Origin of the sequence: Ancylobacter gelatini (assembly GCF_022601675.1) — a bacterium.
GTDB lineage: Bacteria > Pseudomonadota > Alphaproteobacteria > Rhizobiales > Xanthobacteraceae > Ancylobacter > Ancylobacter gelatini.
Genome location: NZ_JAKVIL010000005.1, coordinates 206327 through 221770, shown reverse-complemented (window position 1 = coordinate 221770; position 15444 = coordinate 206327). Strand labels below are relative to the sequence as shown.

Below are 15444 nucleotides of genomic sequence, written 5' to 3'. Positions count from 1 at the left end.
GCTGGCTCCTCCGGCCCTCCTCCCGGAAACGGTGAAACCGTTATCCGGGATCGCAAGCAAGTAGACGTCCGCGCCGGTACGCGATCCCGGCGCTACGCTGCGCCCCGGCCGGGATGACGGTCAAGAGGATCGTCGTCCGGCGACCGGAGGCCGCGTCGCACTCAATCCCGCAGCAGCTCGTTGATCGAGGTCTTGGAGCGGGTCTGCTCGTCGACGCGCTTCACGATCACCGCGCAATAGAGCGAGGGGCCGGGCGTGCCGTCGGGCAGCGGCTTGCCGGGCAGCGCGCCGGGCACCACCACCGAATAGGCCGGCACCTCGCCGACGAACACCTCGCCGGTGGCGCGATCGACGATCTTGGTGGTGGCGGAAATGAACACGCCCATCGAGAGCACCGAGCCCTTGCGGACGATGACGCCCTCGACGACTTCCGAGCGGGCGCCGATGAAGCAGTTGTCCTCGATGATCACCGGACCGGCCTGCAGCGGCTCCAGCACGCCGCCGATACCGACGCCGCCGGACAGGTGCACGTGCTTGCCGATCTGGGCGCAGCTGCCCACCGTCGCCCAGGTGTCGACCATCGAGCCCTCGTCGACGCGGGCGCCCAGATTCACGAAGGACGGCATCAGCACCACATTCGGCGCGATATAGGCGGAGCGGCGCACAATGGCGCCCGGCACCGCGCGGAAGCCGGCCTCGCGATATTCGTCCTCACCCCAGCCGGCGAACTTGGAGGGCACCTTGTCCCACCAGTGCGCCCCGCCGGGGCCGCCGGGAATCGCGGTCATGTCGTTGAGGCGGAACGACAGCAGCACCGCCTTCTTCAGCCACTGGTTGACGGTCCAGTTGCCTTCCGAATCCTGCTCGGCCACCCGCGCCTTGCCGGCGTCGAGAAGCGCCAGCGCCTCGTTCACGGCGTCGCGGATCTCGCCCTTGGTCTCGAAGCCGATGCCGCCGCGCTGCTCGAACGCTTCCTCGATGACGGTCTTGAGCTGGCTCGACTGCACGGACATTGGCTTCTTCCTCTCTTGGCTGGCGCCGCGTCTTGTCCCGACCCGCGCGGCGTCTGTCAACGGCTCATCGCGGCTTCATCGCGCCGGAGCGCGCAGGGCGGTGAGAAAGCCGGTCAGATCGTCGGTCACATGGTCGACATGGGCGGCGTCGAATCCCTCATTCTCCCAATCCTCGCGGGTCTTCGGGTCGCCGGTCACGCTCTGGTGCCCGGCGGGAAAGACGTCGAGCGCGGGCGGCACCACCAGCACGGTCTTCATGCCGAGCATGGCCGGCACTTCGAGGTTGCGCGCGAGGTCCTCGAACATCGCGGAACGCGTGGGGTCGACCTCGAACATGTCGAGGAAGCGGCGATAGGCCGGCTCCTGCGGCTTGGGGTGGAACTCGGCGGCCACGATGTCGTGCACGTCGGCGAAATGCTCGGAAATGCCGAGCTTGCCCAGCACCTGCTCGGCATGGGCGCGCGAGCCATTGGTATAGACCAGCTTGCGCCCCGGCAGGTCGCCGAGCGCGAGGCCGAGATCGGGCGCCGCGTCCAGGCTGGCAAGGTCGATCTTGTGGGCGGCCGCGAGGAAATCGTCCGGGTCCATGCCGTGCTCGATCATCAGCCCGCGCAGCGAGGTGCCGTATTTGCGATAATAGCCCTTTTGCAGCGCGAAGGCTTCGTCGAGCGAGAGGCCGAGATAGTTCGCGATATAGCCGCGCATGTTCATGTCGATCTGCCGCCACAGGTCGAGCCCGGGCGGATAGAGCGTGTTGTCGAGGTCGAACACCCAGGTCTCGACATGGGAGAAGTCGAGCGGGTCGATGCGGACGGGCGCGGGAGAACTGGGGGCGGGCGAGCGGGACGTCGGGATTCTGGACATGGCGCTGTTCTAGCGCAATCCCGGCCGGGCGTCAGGGGGCACGGCGGGATCTCCTGAATGCGCTTGCCACAGGCGGTCGCTGGCCCCCTCTCCGCGGGGAGAGGGGGGAACGCCGTTTCCGGCTCAGCCCTTGCGGATCAACGTGCCGGCGCCGTGGTCGGTCAGCAGCTCCAGCAACACCGCGTGCGGCACCTTGCCGTCGAGGATCACCACGCCCTCCACGCCCTGCTCCAGCGCGTAGATGCAGGTCTCCACCTTCGGGATCATGCCGCCCGAAATGGTGCCGTCGGCGATCAGCCGGCGGGCGTCGGTGATCGTGAGATCCTTGATCAGGTTCTTGTCGCGGTCGAGCACGCCGGGCACGTCGGTCAGCAGCAGCAGGCGCTTGGCCCCCAATGCGCCCGCAATGGCGCCCGCAAACGTGTCCGCGTTGACGTTGAAGGTGCCGCCATCCTCGCCGGTGGCGAGCGGGGCGAGGACCGGGATCAGGTCGCGGCCGAGGATCTGGTCGAGCACGGTGGTGTCGACCCGCGCCGGCTCGCCGACGAATCCGAGGTCGATCTCGCGCTCGATGTTGGAATCGGGATCGACCACGGAGCGCGTCGCCTTGGTGGCGAACACCATGTTGCCGTCCTTGCCGGACAGGCCGAGTGCCTTGCCGCCGGCGCCGTTGATGAAGCCGACCAGCGATTTGTTGATCGACCCGGCCAGCACCATCTCGACGATCTCGACGGTGGCCTTGTCGGTGATGCGCAGGCCCGCGGCGAATTCCGACTTGATGCCGAGCTTGGCCAGCATGGCGCCGATCTGCGGCCCGCCGCCATGCACCACCACCGGGTTCACGCCGGACTGTTCCAGCAGGACGATATCCTGCGCGAAGTCGCGCGCCACCTGCTCGTCGCCCATGGCGTGGCCACCATATTTCACCACGATGATGGCGTCGTCATAGCGCTGCATGTGCGGCAGCGCCTGGACCAGGACGCGGGCCTTGGCGTGGTCGTCGGTGATGTCGGCGGTCATGAGGGAATCCGTTCGCGGCGAGGACCTTCAGGTGGCCGCCCTTCTAGCCGATTTTCATGACGCTTCTCAATTGTCATGCGCGAAAGGTAGCGCAAGTAGGCGAGGGCACGGCCGCAAGGGCTGCCTTGCCCGGCTGCGCCTACCGATGGCGGGGGGCGCATGCCATATAGCGCCGATGGATACGCACAGCGACAAGCCCGCTCCCGCACCCGCCGCCCCCGTGGCGCGTTTCGTCGAGGGCTCCACCCTCCGCCATGTCGCGGTGATGACGGCGGCCGGTTCGGTCGGGCTGGTGGCGGTGTTCGTCGTCGACCTGTTGAACCTGTTCTACATCTCCCTGCTCGGCGAGACCGAACTCGCCGCCGCCATCGGCTATGCCGGCACCGCGATGTTCTTCACCACCTCGGTCGCCATCGGGGTGATGATCGCGGGCTCCGCGCTGGTCTCGCGCGCCATCGGCGCCGGCCGGCGCGAAGAGGCGCGGCGGCTTTCAACCTCGGCCTTCCTCTACATGACGGTCGCGACCGTCCTTCTCGTCGCCCTGCTGATGCCCTTCGTCACGCCGATGCTCTCCCTGCTGGGCGCGACCGGGCAGACGCGGGAGGTGGCGGCGCTGTTTCTCAATATCGTGCTGCCCTCGACGCCGCTCCTCGGCATCGGCATGGCGGCGTCCGGCACGCTGCGCGCGGTGGGCGATGCCCGCCGCTCGATGTGGGTGACGCTGAGCGCCGGGCTGGTGACGGCTGTGCTCGACCCGCTGCTGATCCTCGTCCTGGGGCTCGGCGTGGAAGGCGCGGCCATCGTCACCGTGTTCGCGCGGGTGGTGATGGCGGCCTATGGGCTCTATGCGGTGGTGCGGGTGCACGACCTTGCCGCGCGCCCCAGCGTTTCCGGCTTCGTCAAGGATGTGCGGCCGCTCTCGGGCATCGCGATCCCGGCGATCCTGACCAATATCGCGACCCCCGCCGGCAACGCCTACATCACCCATGCGCTGGCGCCCCATGGCGATGCCGCGGTGGCGGCGTGGGCGGTGATCGGCCGGTTGATCCCGGTGGCGTTCGGCCCACTCTTCGCGCTCACCGGTGCGATCGGGCCGGTGATCGGCCAGAATGTGGGTGCGCGGCGCTTCGACCGGGTGCGGCAGTCGATCCTGGACAGTCTCAAGCTCACGCTCGGCTTCGTGCTTACCATGTGGCTGGCGCTGGCGCTGGCGCGCGGGCCGATCGCCGGCGTGTTCAGCCTGTCGCCGGAGGGCGTCGCGCTGGTGGAGTTCTTCTGCCTCTACGCGGCCGGCAGCTTCGTGTTCATGGGCGCGCTGTTCGTCGCCAATGCCGCCTTCAACAATCTCGGCGCGCCGCTGCTCTCGACCCTGTTCAACTGGTCGCGGGCGACGCTGGGCGTCGTTCCCTTCGTCTGGCTCGGCGGCCGCTGGTACGGCGCCGAGGGCGTGATCGCCGGCCAGGCCCTGGGCTCGGTCGCTTTCGGCGTGGCGGCGCTCATCAGCGCTTTCGCGGTGGTGGCGCGGCTGCAGCGCCGGGCCGTGACGTCGGCATCCACCCCGGCGCCCGCCCCGGCGCTGGTAGTCGGTGAGTTGCCGCCCTTTTCCAAGGGCGAGGACGCCAGCGCGCTGGGCTCGTGATCCGGGCGCGGGACGGGGGTATGATGGCTCCGGTTCCGAAAAGGAACGTTCCGGGAGGACGCCATGAACAACATCAACGACCGGCTCGCCGGCCTGCAGGACGGCCAGATGGCCGGCAATCTCGCGCGGATCTACGGCATTTCGCCTGAACAGGCGCAGCAGGCGGTAGACGCGGTGCTGCCGGCGTTCCAGCTCGGGCTGGAGCGCAGCGCCCAGACCCAGGCCGGCATGCTCGGCCTTATCGGCACCATGGCGCGCAATCCCTATGCGCAGGCGGCCGAGAACACCGGCTTCGGTTTCTCGCCGCAGATGCGCGAGCAGGGCAATGACGCGCTCGCCGCCATGTTCGGCTCGCCCGATGTCAGCCGCGCCGTGGCCGCGCAGGCTGCCGCCACCAGCGGCCTCTCCTCGGCCCTGATCAAGCAGATGCTGCCGGTGATCGCCAGCCTCGTCCTCGGCAGCCTGATGAAGGGCGGCGGGGCATCGGGCGGCGGCTCGAACCCGTTGCAGGATCTTCTCGGCGGCATGTTCGGCGGCGGGGCCGGGGGCGCGGGAGCCGGCCAGCCCCGCTCCGGCGGCAGTGGCAACCCGCTGGAGGACCTTCTGGGCGGCATGTTCGGCGGTGGCGCGGGCGGAGGCCAGCCGCGCCCGGGCGGCGGCTCGAACCCATTGCAGGATCTTCTCGGCGGCATGTTCGGCGGCGGGGCAGGGGGCGCCGGAGCCGGTCAGCCGCGTTCTGGCGGTAGCGGCAATCCACTGGAGGACCTGCTGGGCGGGATGCTCGGTGGCGGGGCCGGCGGCGCGGGCGGCGGCCAGCCGCGCTCTAGTGGCGGCGGCAATCCGTTGGAGGACCTGCTGGGCGGGATGTTTGGCGGCGGTGGTGCTGGCGGGAGCACGACGCCGTCCGAGCCCGAGGCGGAGCCCCGTCCGCGTTCCGCCGACCCGAAAATGCAGCCGTTCCAGGACATTTTCGACCAGTTCTTCGACCCCCGCAGCGGCGGACGGCGCTGAGTTCGTCCGATGGCCGGGTCGCCCCCGGCCATCGGCTCTTGCCGGGGCGTGATGAGAACATATAGAGTACGGGCATGAGCGAGCCCCTCTATGCCCTGCCCGATCTGGTGCCGCCGGCCGATGGCCGGCAGTCCGAGACCGCCCGCGCGATCCAGCGCGGCGCGCTGCGCTATCTCGCGGCCGGCGGGCTGGCCGGCGTGCCGGAATTCGTGCTGGCGTCCGGCCGGCGTGCCGACATCGCCGCGGTCGACGCGCGCGGCGAGGTGTGGGTGGTGGAGATAAAATCCTCGGTCATCGACTTCCGCACCGACCGCAAATGGGCGGAGTACCGGCTGTTCTGCGACCGGCTGTTCTTCGCCGTCGCCCCCGACTTCCCGCTGAAAATCCTGCCCGAGGATGTCGGCATTCTGGTCGCGGACGCGTTCGGCGCCGGCTTGATCCGCGAGGCGCCGCGCCATCCGCTCGTGGCCTCCACCCGGCGCGCGGTGACGCTGCGGCTCGCCCGGGTCGCCGCCGGCCGCATGATGGCGCTGATGGACCCCGACGCGCTGCGTGGCATCGAGCTGTGAGCGGGCAGCTTTAGGGGGACAAGACCCGCATCGGGCTTGAAGTGCCGGGCTCACCCCTGCAAGCCTTGGCCTATGGATTCCATGACCGAGAAAACTGAGGCCGTGACGCCCGCCCTCGCGCCTGAGCCAGCCCGCGTCACGCCCAAGGCGGGAGGCGAGGCCGAACGCGTCACGCCGATGATGGCGCAATATATCGAGATCAAGACCGCCAACCCGGACAGCCTGCTGTTCTACCGGATGGGCGATTTCTACGAGTTGTTCTTCGAGGACGCGGAAATCGCCTCGCGCGCGCTCGGCATCGTGCTGACCAAGCGCGGCAAGCATCAGGGCGCGGATATTCCGATGTGCGGCGTGCCGGTGGAGCGCGCCGAGGAATATCTGCACAAGCTGATCGCCTGCGGCCATCGCGTCGCCGTGTGCGAACAGATCGAGGACCCCGCCGAGGCGCGCAAGCGTGGCCCCAAGAGCGTGGTGCGCCGCGATGTCACCCGCCTGGTCACGCCGGGCACGCTGACCGAGGATGCGCTGCTGGATGCCCGGCGCGAGAATGTGCTGGCGGCGCTGGCCCGGCTGCGCGGCGAGGATGGTCACGTCTTCGCCCTGGCCTTCGCCGACATCTCCACCGGCTCGTTCCGCGTGGCGGAAACCGATGCGACCCGGCTCGCCGCCGATCTCGCCCGCATCGAGCCGGCCGAACTTCTGGTGCCGGACGCGGTGTTCGGCGAGCCGGCATTCCGCGAGCTGTGGCGCAGCCTGCCGGCGGTGACGCCGCTGCCCAAGGAGAGCTTCGACGGCACGGTGGCGGAACGGCGCATCGCCGGTTTCTTCCAGGTGGCGACGCTGGATGCCTTCGGCGCCTTCACCCGCGCCGAGCTGACCGCCGCCGCGGCCGTGGTCGCCTATATCGAGCGCACCCAGCTCGGCGCCCGTCCGCCCTTGCAGCGCCCGGTGCGCGAGGCCAGCGCGGATGTGATGGTGATCGATCCCGCGACCCGCGCCAATCTCGAAATCCTGCGCACCACGACCGGGGATCGTGCCGGCAGCCTCAATGCCAGCGTGGATCGCACCGTGACCTCTGCCGGGGCGCGCCTGCTGGCGCGGCGCCTCGCCGAGCCGCTGACCGACCCGGTGCGCATCAATGAGCGGCTCGATGCCGTGGAGCATCTGGTCGAGACGCCGGCCTTGCGCGAGGGGCTGCGCGCGCGGCTCGCCGGCGCGCCGGACCTTGCCCGCGCGCTGTCCCGTGTCGCGCTCGGCCGCTCGGGGCCGCGTGATCTCTCAGCCATCGGCCGGGGGCTCGCCGAAGGCGCCGCAATCGCCGGGATGATCGCGGGCGAGGCGCCGCGCGAGCTTGTCGCGGCTGCCGCCACCTTGTCGGGCGTCGATCCCGCGCTGGCCGCGCTGCTGGGCGCTGCGCTGGCCGATGAGCTGCCGCTGAACCGCCGCGATGGCGGCTTCATCCGCGCCGGCCATGATCCCGACCTCGACGGCTTGCGCGCGCTGCGTGACGAGAGCCGGCGCGTGGTGGCGGCGCTGGAGCGGCGCTATGCCGAGGAGACCGGCGTCAAGTCCTTGAAGATCCGGCACAATGCGGTGCTCGGCTATTTTGTCGAGGTCGGCCAGCAGCATGCCGACCGGCTGCGTGAGCCGCCCTTCGCGGGCGTGTTCGTGCATCGCCAGACCATGGCGGGCGCGATGCGCTTCACCTCGACCGAGCTTGGCGAGCTGGAAGCGAAGATCGCCAGCGCCGGGGAGCGCGCGCTCAGTCTCGAACAGGGCATTTTCGACCGGCTGGTGGCGGCGGTGAACGCGCTGGCGGAGAGCATCCGCGCCGCGGCGGGTGCGCTTGCGGTCATCGACGTCACCGCCGGCCTCGCCACGCTGGCGGTGGAGCAGGCCTATGTCCGGCCCCATGTCGATGACAGCCTCGATTTCGCGATTTCCGGCGGGCGCCATCCGGTGGTGGAGCAGGCGCTGAAGCGCGATGGCGGGCCGTTCGTCGCCAATGAGTGCGATCTCTCCGCCCCGGAGACGCCCAAGAAGGCGACGCCTGCCGGGCGCATCTGGCTGGTGACCGGCCCGAATATGGCCGGTAAATCCACCTTCCTGCGCCAGAACGCGCTGATCGCGGTGCTGGCGCAGGCCGGCGCCTTCGTGCCGGCCCTTTCGGCGCGGCTCGGCACGGTGGACCGGCTGTTCTCTCGCGTCGGCGCCGCCGATGACCTCGCGCGCGGGCGCTCGACCTTCATGGTCGAGATGGTGGAGACCGCCGCGATCCTCAACCAGGCGACCGACCGCTCGCTGGTGATCCTCGACGAGATCGGGCGAGGCACCGCGACCTTCGACGGGCTTTCCATCGCCTGGGCGAGCCTTGAGCATCTGCACGAGGTGAACCGCTGCCGGGGCCTGTTCGCCACCCATTTCCATGAATTGACCGCGCTCTCCCAGCGCCTCAACCGCCTCGTCAACGCGACGGTGAAGGTGAAGGAGTGGGAGGGCGAGGTGATCTTCCTGCACGAGGTGGTGCCCGGCGCGGCGGATCGCTCCTACGGCATCCAGGTCGCCAAGCTCGCCGGCCTGCCACCCGTGGTGGTGGCGCGGGCCAAGGCGGTGCTGACCGAACTGGAAAGCGCCGACCGCGCGGCACCCGCGCAGCGCATCCTCGACGACCTGCCGCTGTTCGCTGCGCTGAACCGGACGCCCGTCGCCGAGGCAGCCGGCGCGAAGGTGGACCCGGTGGCAGCGGCGGTAGCGGCGACACTGGCCGGCATCGATCCCGACGAGATGACCCCACGCGAAGCGCTGGAAGCGCTGTACCGGCTGAAGGCGGCCGCGCGGGGCAAGGGCTGACTATGGACCAGGAAGGCGATGAGGCCGCGCATCGAAGCCGAGGTGAGCCGTTGGCAAGCGCGAGCGGTCCCGAGGGGTATCAGCGAGCGAGAAAGCGGCAAGGGCGCCTGCGTCGCAATCTAGAGATCGCGCAGCGTTGCCTCTTGATGAGGGTAAATCTCGTTCCACATCATTCGGAATGATGTTCTGATGAAAAGGCCCCGGGTACGCCCCGGGGCCTTTTTGTTCAGTCGCGTACTCACGCCTGGCTGGCGGCCTGCGTCTTCAGCGCGGCCTGGGCGGCGGCGAGGCGGGCGATGGGGACGCGGAAGGGGGAGCACGACACGTAGTCGAGGCCCACTTCCTCGCAGAAGGCGACCGAGGCCGGGTCGCCGCCATGCTCGCCGCAAATGCCGAGCTTGAGCTTGGGACGCACGGCGCGGCCGCGCTCGGTGGCGATCTTCACCAGTTCGCCGACACCGTCGACATCGATCGAGACGAACGGGTCGACCTCGAAGATGCCCTTGCCGATATAGGTGCCCAGAAACGTGCCGGCATCGTCGCGCGAGATGCCGTAGGTGGTCTGGGTCAGGTCATTGGTGCCGTAGGAGAAGAACTCCGCCGTCTCCGCGATCTCGCCCGCCTTCAGCGCGGCGCGCGGCAGCTCGATCATGGTGCCGACCTGATAGTCCAGCGTGACGCCGGTCTCGGCCTCGACCTGCCTGGCGACGCCGTCAATGTCGGCCTTCACCAGGTCGAATTCCTTCTTGCCGGTGATCAGCGGTACCATGATTTCCGGCACGACCGGCTTGCCCGTGGACTTCTGCGCGGCGATTGCCGCCTCGAAGATCGCGCGGGCCTGCATCTCGGCGATCTCCGGGAAGGCGATGGCCAGACGGCAGCCGCGGAAGCCGAGCATCGGGTTGAACTCATCGAACTCCTTCTTGCGCGCGGCGAGCTTGGCGGCGGAAACGCCGAGCCCGGCCGCCACTTCCGCGATCTCGGCGTCGGTGTGCGGCAGGAATTCGTGCAGGGGCGGGTCGAGCAGGCGGATCGTGACCGGCAGGCCGTCCATGATCTCGAACAGCTCCTGGAAGTCCGAGCGCTGCGCGGCGAGCAGCTTGGCGAGCGCGGCCCGGCGGCCCGGCTCGTCGTCCGCGAGGATCATTTCGCGCACGGAACGGATGCGGTCGCCGTCGAAGAACATGTGCTCGGTGCGTGACAGGCCAATGCCCTCGGCGCCGAAGTTCTTGGCGGTGCGGGCATCCAGCGGGGTCTCGGCATTGGCGCGAACTTTAAGGCGGCGCACGCCGTCGGCCCAGCCCATCAGCGTGCCGAACTCGCCGGAAAGCTCCGGCTGGAGCGTCGCCACCGCGCCGGCGATCACCTGGCCGGTGCCGCCGTCAATGGTGAGGATGTCGCCCTTCTTGAGAGTGACACCGCCCGAGGTCAGCGTGCCCGCCGCATAGTCGACGCGGATGGTGCCGGCGCCGCAGACGCAGGGCTTGCCCATGCCGCGCGCTACCACGGCGGCGTGAGAGGTCATGCCGCCGCGGGTGGTGAGAATCCCTTGCGCGGCGTGCATGCCGTGAATGTCTTCCGGCGAGGTCTCGATGCGCACCAGAATGACCTTGCGGCCTTGCGTCTTCAGCAGTTCCGCCTCATCGGCCGAGAACACGATCTCGCCCGAGGCCGCGCCCGGCGAGGCCGGCAGGCCGGAGCCGATCACCGCCTTGTCGGCCTTGGGGTCGAGCATGGGATGCAGCAGCTGGTCCAGCGCGGCGGGATCGACGCGGGCGATCGCTTCCTCGCGGGTGATCACGCCGGCATCGGCCAGCTCCACCGCGATGCGCAGCGAGGCCTTGGCGGTGCGCTTGCCCGAGCGGGTCTGCAGCATCCACAGCTTGCCGCGCTCGACGGTGAATTCGAGGTCCTGCATGTCGCGGTAATGGCGCTCCAGCACGCCGGCGATGCGGATGAACTCGGCATAGACCTCGGGGAGCGCCTTTTCCATCGAGGGCTTGTCGGAGCCGGCCTCGATACGCGCCACCTCGGTGATGTTCTGCGGGGTGCGGATGCCCGCCACCACGTCCTCGCCCTGGGCGTTGATCAGGAACTCGCCATAGAGCGCGTTCTCGCCGGTGGACGGGTTGCGGGTGAAGGCGACGCCGGTGGCGGAGGTGTCGCCCATATTGCCGAACACCATGGCCTGGATGTTCACCGCGGTGCCCCAGCTCTCGGGGATGGCGTGCAGACGGCGATAGACGATGGCGCGCTGGTTCATCCAGGAGCCGAACACCGCGCCGATGGCGCCCCAGAGCTGGTCATGGGGATCCTGCGGGAAGGGATTGCCGAGCTCGTGCTCGACCAGCGCCTTGTAGCGCTTGACGATTTCCTTCCAGTCCTCGGCGGAGAGGTCGGTATCGAGCGTGTAGCCATTATCGGCCTTGAAGCCGTCCAGCACTTCCTCGAAATGGTGGTGCGGGAAGTCGAGCACCACGTTCGAGTACATCTGGATGAAGCGGCGGTAGCTGTCATAGGCGAAGCGCGGATTGCCGGAGCCGGCCGCCACGGCCTCGACGGTGACGTCGTTCAGGCCGAGGTTGAGCACGGTGTCCATCATGCCGGGCATCGAGGCGCGGGCGCCCGAACGCACCGAGACGAGCAGCGGGTTGGCGGGATCACCGAAGACGCGGCCCGCGAGCGTGCCGACATGGGCGAGGGCGGCTTCGACATCGGCCTTGAGCGAGGCCGGATAGACGTTGCCATTGGCGTAATAGTAGGTGCAGACCTCGGTCGAGATGGTGAAGCCGGGAGGTACCGGCAGCCCGAGATTCGACATTTCAGCAAGGTTGGCGCCCTTGCCGCCGAGAAGGTTGCGCATCTCCGCCGCACCTTCCGCAGTGCCGTCGCCGAAGGTGTAGACCCATTTCGTCATTTCGGAAGTCCTGTTGGTATGAAGCGCCCGCGCGCGTCCATCGCCCTGGTGGAAATTCAGACGATACCGAAAACTCAACTGCATCAGGGATTTGCATCATCACGGAAAAGGGCCGCCAGATGCTTTCCCAAAATTAGGTCTAGCCTTTCGTGCACAAGGGTTCAATCCATCATTCGCAGGGTTTGAGGGGCCATCATTCGCGATGCGGCATTTTTTGTGCGATGCACATCAATGTGAGCCCCGCGCCGATTGTCGCAGGGGATGGATTCGGGCATCTGGAAGCCGGCCGGGCTACTCAACCCACCGCTAGGGGGACTGTTCAATGATCACCACGCTTACCCGTCTCGCGCCGCATGCGCTCAGCCTTCTGCGCGTCATGGCGGCGCTGCTGCTGATGCAGCACGGCACACAGAAGCTTCTCGGCTTTCCCGATTTTCTCCCCGGCGGCCGCGGCGCGCCGGCGATGTTCTCGCTGTCATGGACGGCGGGCGTGTTCGAACTGGTCGGCGGCCTGTTGCTGGCGATCGGGCTGTTCACGCGGCCGGTGGCGTTCGTGCTGTCGGGCGTGATGGCCTTCGCCTATTTCCTCGTCCATGCCGGACGGGAATTCTATCCCATCAATAATGGCGGCGAACTGGCAGCGTTGTACTGCTTCGTCTTCTTCTACTTCGTGTTCTCCGGCCCCGGCCCGTGGAGCGTGGACCGGGCGATGGGCCGGGCGTGACGGCGCGGTGACGGGCGGCGGGGCCGAAGCCCCGCCTTCGCTCAAAGCCCGAAGCGTTCCAGCCCGCCGGGGCCGAGCAGGCCGACCACGCCGATGAAGATCAGGTAGATCGCGACGATGTAGTTGAGCAGGCGCGGCATCACCAGGATGAGGATGCCGGCGATGAGCGCGATGATCGGCTGAAGGGCGACGATACTGACGGCCATGAAGGGTACTCCCGTGGGGTTACCCTCAAGAACCGCGCGGGGCGGGGAAGGTTCCGGCAACGACCTTCCCGCCCGGCATTTTGCCGCCGTGTATCAGCCTTCGATGCGGTCGAAATCCGCGATCTGGCGGGTAATGGCGCGGATGTCCGCGAGCAACCGCAGCCGGTTGACGCGCAGGCCTGCATCGGCGGCGTTCACCGTCACCTTGTCGAAGAACGCGTCCACGGGAGCACGCAGGCCCGCGATCAGGCCCATGGCGCCCTCGAAATCCTCCCGCGCCAGCGCGGCCTCGATCTTCGGGCCGAGCGCGGCGATGGCGTCGGCGAGCGCGCGCTCCTCCGGCTCGTGCAGCAGCACGACATCGACGCCGCCGTCATAGGACACGCCGTCCTTCTTCTCCTCGATGCGCAGAATATTCGCCGCGCGCTTGGTGCCGGCCAGCAGGTTCCGGCCGTCCTCGGTGGCAAGAAAGCGCCCGAGCGCCTCGACGCGCTTGGTGACAAGCAGGAGGTCGTCCTGCCCTTCAAGTGCGAACACGGCATCGACGAGGTCGTGACGGGCACCGGCCTCGCGCAGATGGACCTTCAGGCGATCGGCGAAGAAGGAGAGGAGGTCGGTGGCAAGGTCATTTACGGCTTTATCCAGCCATGAATGCTGTGCAACGAACAAACAGGCAACCTCAAGGTATGAGGCTGTCGGGTTATCGAGATCGTCAAAAACGCTGCAAATATATACGGAGTCGAGCGTTTCGAGCCTATTGGTTAGTTCGGTGTATGCCGCATATCTCAGCTCGCCTGTCGACGCACTCTCAGGGTCACTACCCAAATCAGGATTGCCTGCCTGACAAATTGCGGCATCGCTGCCCTTAGCATCAAGGAAGCCATCAGCATTCAGCAACAGAGAGTACGGTGTCGCATTCCAATCTGGCTTAGGTTGCTCCTCGTGCTGGCAATCATAATACGCCGCGATAGAGGGGTATCCATTGCTGGGCCGCATGCCATGAATAACGTGAAGAACAATTGATCTTTTTACAGCGTCTCGTAGGTTGATCGATGCGCCAGTTGTTGTGATCAATCGCACCACGCCGAGCGCGGCGCGGCGGAGCGCGTAAGGGTCCTTGGAGCCGGTCGGCTTCTCGTCGATGGCCCAGAAGCCAGTGAGCGTGTCGAGCTTGTCGGCCAGCGCCACGGCGACAGAGACCGGCGCGGTCGGCACGCGGTCGGTCGGGCCCTGCGGCTTGTAGTGTTCTTCCGCCGCAAGAGCGATGGCGGGGTCGAGACCTTCCAGTTCGGCGTAATAGCGGCCCATCAGGCCCTGCACTTCCGGAAACTCGCCCACCACTTCGGTGCGCAGATCGCTCTTGGCGTAGAGCGCGGCCTGCTCGGCGAGGTCCGGATCAGCGCCCACCATCGGTGCGAGTTCACGCGCGAGCCGCGCAATGCGCTGGATGCGCTCCAATTGCGAGCCCAGCTTTTCTTGGAAGGTCACATTGCCGAACTTCGCCAGCCGCTCCTCGAGCGGCACGGTGGCGTTGGTCTTCTTGTCGGTCTCCCAGAAGAACTTGGCGTCCGACAGCCGGGCGCGGATCACGCGCTCATTGCCGGCGATGATCGCCTTGCCGCCATCGGTGGCTTCGAGGTTCGACACCAGGATGAAGCGGTTGGCGAGGCGCCCGGTGGCGGGGTCCTTGAGCACGAAGCACTTCTGGTTGGCGCGGATGGTGGCGCGGATCACCTCGTCCGGCACGTCGAGAAAGGCCGGGTCGAACGACCCCGTCAGCACCACCGGCCATTCCACCAGCCCGGCAATCTCGTCGAGCAGGCCGGCATCCTCGACCAGTTCCAGCCCCTGCGCCAGCGCGAGGTCCTTGGCGTCGTTGAGGATGATGTCCTTGCGGCGCTCGCGGTCGGCGACCACGAAGGCGGCCTCCAGCTTGGTCAGCCAGTCGTCAAGCCGGCGCACGCGGATCGTGCCCTGCGACAGGAAGCGGTGGCCGCGCGTCACGTCGCCGGAACGGATGCCGTCGACCTCGAACGGCACCACTTCCGGCTCCTCGGTCTCCGGGCCGAAGGTGGCGATGATCGATTGCAGCGGGCGCACCCAGCGCAGCGTGTTCGGATTCACTGAGTTCCTGCCCCAGCGCATCGATTTCGGCCAGGGGAAGCTGCGGATGATCGCCGGCACGATCTCGGCGATCACCTCCGGCGTCGGCCGGCCGTGCTTGTGGATATGGGCGACGTAGAACTCGCCCTTTTTCGGGTCGTTTTCGATCTTGGCCTGATCGATGGACGCGAGGCCCGAGGCCTTCAGGAACCCCTGGATCGCGCCGTCCGGGGCGCCGACGCGCGGGCCCTTCCTTTCCTCGTGCACATCCGGCTGGCTGGCGGGCAGGCCATGCACCGCCAGCGCCAGCCGGCGCGGGGTGACGAAGGCCTTGGCGCCCTCATAGACCAGGCCGCGCTCCACCAGCGCGTCGGTGACGAGCTTCCTGAGCGTGTCGGCGGCCTGCGCCTGCATGCGGGCCGGAATTTCTTCGCAGAACAGTTCGAGCAGGAGATCGGGCATCGTGGCGTACGCTTGCGTCTTGGAGCGCGGCGAGCCGGCCGCCGCGCCTTGGGAAAATGATCGAGC

The 15444-nt window shown here is 68.0% G+C and carries 11 protein-coding genes; 5 read left to right on the top strand and 6 right to left on the bottom strand.

All coding sequences use genetic code 11. The annotated features are described in order from the left end of the window. Positions 1-161 precede the first annotated feature (161 nt). The 3 genes from dapD to argB all read right to left on the bottom strand — a co-directional run bounded on the left by dapD (position 162) and on the right by argB (position 2897). Complete coding sequence (gene dapD, locus MKI84_RS11180; protein WP_245404738.1) at positions 162-1013, bottom strand: 2,3,4,5-tetrahydropyridine-2,6-dicarboxylate N-succinyltransferase; 852 nt, start codon at positions 1011-1013, stop codon at positions 162-164. A 75-nt stretch (positions 1014-1088) separates the two neighbouring features. After that, positions 1089-1877, bottom strand: coding sequence for a pyrimidine 5'-nucleotidase (locus MKI84_RS11175; RefSeq protein ID WP_241619524.1), 789 nt, complete (start codon positions 1875-1877; stop codon positions 1089-1091). A 123-nt stretch (positions 1878-2000) separates the two neighbouring features. Continuing rightward, entirely contained in the window at positions 2001-2897 is an 897-nt protein-coding gene (gene argB / locus MKI84_RS11170) for an acetylglutamate kinase (RefSeq protein ID WP_241619523.1), read from the bottom strand. A gap of 175 nt (positions 2898-3072) precedes the next feature. Here argB and MKI84_RS11165 point away from each other — a divergent pair, with 175 nt between their 5' ends. The 4 genes from MKI84_RS11165 (at position 3073) to mutS (ending at position 8966) form a co-directional block, all read left to right on the top strand. Further along, a complete protein-coding gene (locus MKI84_RS11165; RefSeq protein ID WP_241619522.1) occupies positions 3073-4536 on the top strand; it encodes an MATE family efflux transporter in 1464 nt (487 codons plus the stop codon). Between the two features lie 63 nt (positions 4537-4599). Then, entirely contained in the window at positions 4600-5547 is a 948-nt protein-coding gene (locus tag MKI84_RS20665) for a DUF937 domain-containing protein (RefSeq protein ID WP_281063219.1), read from the top strand. Between the two features lie 74 nt (positions 5548-5621). After that, positions 5622-6116: an MmcB family DNA repair protein gene (locus MKI84_RS11155; protein WP_241619521.1), complete on the top strand. Its 495-nt coding sequence runs from the start codon at positions 5622-5624 to the stop codon at positions 6114-6116. A gap of 81 nt (positions 6117-6197) precedes the next feature. Beyond that, positions 6198-8966: a DNA mismatch repair protein MutS gene (gene mutS, locus MKI84_RS11150; RefSeq protein WP_241619520.1), complete on the top strand. Its 2769-nt coding sequence runs from the start codon at positions 6198-6200 to the stop codon at positions 8964-8966. 238 nt (positions 8967-9204) lie between these two features. Here mutS and ppdK read toward each other — a convergent pair whose 3' ends face one another. Beyond that, on the bottom strand, positions 9205-11883 hold the full coding sequence (gene ppdK, locus MKI84_RS11145; RefSeq protein ID WP_241619518.1) for a pyruvate, phosphate dikinase: 2679 nt from the start codon (positions 11881-11883) through the stop codon (positions 9205-9207). 322 nt (positions 11884-12205) lie between these two features. Here ppdK and MKI84_RS11140 point away from each other — a divergent pair, with 322 nt between their 5' ends. Further along, entirely contained in the window at positions 12206-12607 is a 402-nt protein-coding gene (locus MKI84_RS11140; RefSeq protein ID WP_241619517.1) for a DoxX family protein, read from the top strand. Between the two features lie 41 nt (positions 12608-12648). Here MKI84_RS11140 and MKI84_RS11135 read toward each other — a convergent pair whose 3' ends face one another. Together MKI84_RS11135 and glyS are read right to left on the bottom strand one after the other, a co-directional pair. After that, complete coding sequence (locus tag MKI84_RS11135) at positions 12649-12813, bottom strand: DUF3096 domain-containing protein (protein ID WP_241619516.1); 165 nt, start codon at positions 12811-12813, stop codon at positions 12649-12651. A gap of 93 nt (positions 12814-12906) precedes the next feature. Beyond that, positions 12907-15378, bottom strand: a complete 2472-nt coding sequence (glyS, locus tag MKI84_RS11130) for a glycine--tRNA ligase subunit beta (RefSeq protein WP_241619515.1) — start codon at positions 15376-15378, stop codon at positions 12907-12909. Positions 15379-15444: the final 66 nt, after the last annotated feature.

Coding starts and splice junctions, on each gene's coding strand:
- mutS (WP_241619520.1), top strand. CDS start 6,198: ATGACCGAGAAAACTGAGGCCGTGACGCCCGCCCTCGCGCCTGAGCCA.
- MKI84_RS11135 (WP_241619516.1), bottom strand. CDS start 12,813: ATGGCCGTCAGTATCGTCGCCCTTCAGCCGATCATCGCGCTCATCGCC.
- MKI84_RS11175 (WP_241619524.1), bottom strand. CDS start 1,877: ATGTCCAGAATCCCGACGTCCCGCTCGCCCGCCCCCAGTTCTCCCGCG.
- glyS (WP_241619515.1), bottom strand. CDS start 15,378: ATGCCCGATCTCCTGCTCGAACTGTTCTGCGAAGAAATTCCGGCCCGC.
- MKI84_RS11140 (WP_241619517.1), top strand. CDS start 12,206: ATGATCACCACGCTTACCCGTCTCGCGCCGCATGCGCTCAGCCTTCTG.
- MKI84_RS11165 (WP_241619522.1), top strand. CDS start 3,073: ATGGATACGCACAGCGACAAGCCCGCTCCCGCACCCGCCGCCCCCGTG.
- dapD (WP_245404738.1), bottom strand. CDS start 1,013: ATGTCCGTGCAGTCGAGCCAGCTCAAGACCGTCATCGAGGAAGCGTTC.
- MKI84_RS20665 (WP_281063219.1), top strand. CDS start 4,600: ATGAACAACATCAACGACCGGCTCGCCGGCCTGCAGGACGGCCAGATG.
- ppdK (WP_241619518.1), bottom strand. CDS start 11,883: ATGACGAAATGGGTCTACACCTTCGGCGACGGCACTGCGGAAGGTGCG.
- MKI84_RS11155 (WP_241619521.1), top strand. CDS start 5,622: ATGAGCGAGCCCCTCTATGCCCTGCCCGATCTGGTGCCGCCGGCCGAT.
- argB (WP_241619523.1), bottom strand. CDS start 2,897: ATGACCGCCGACATCACCGACGACCACGCCAAGGCCCGCGTCCTGGTC.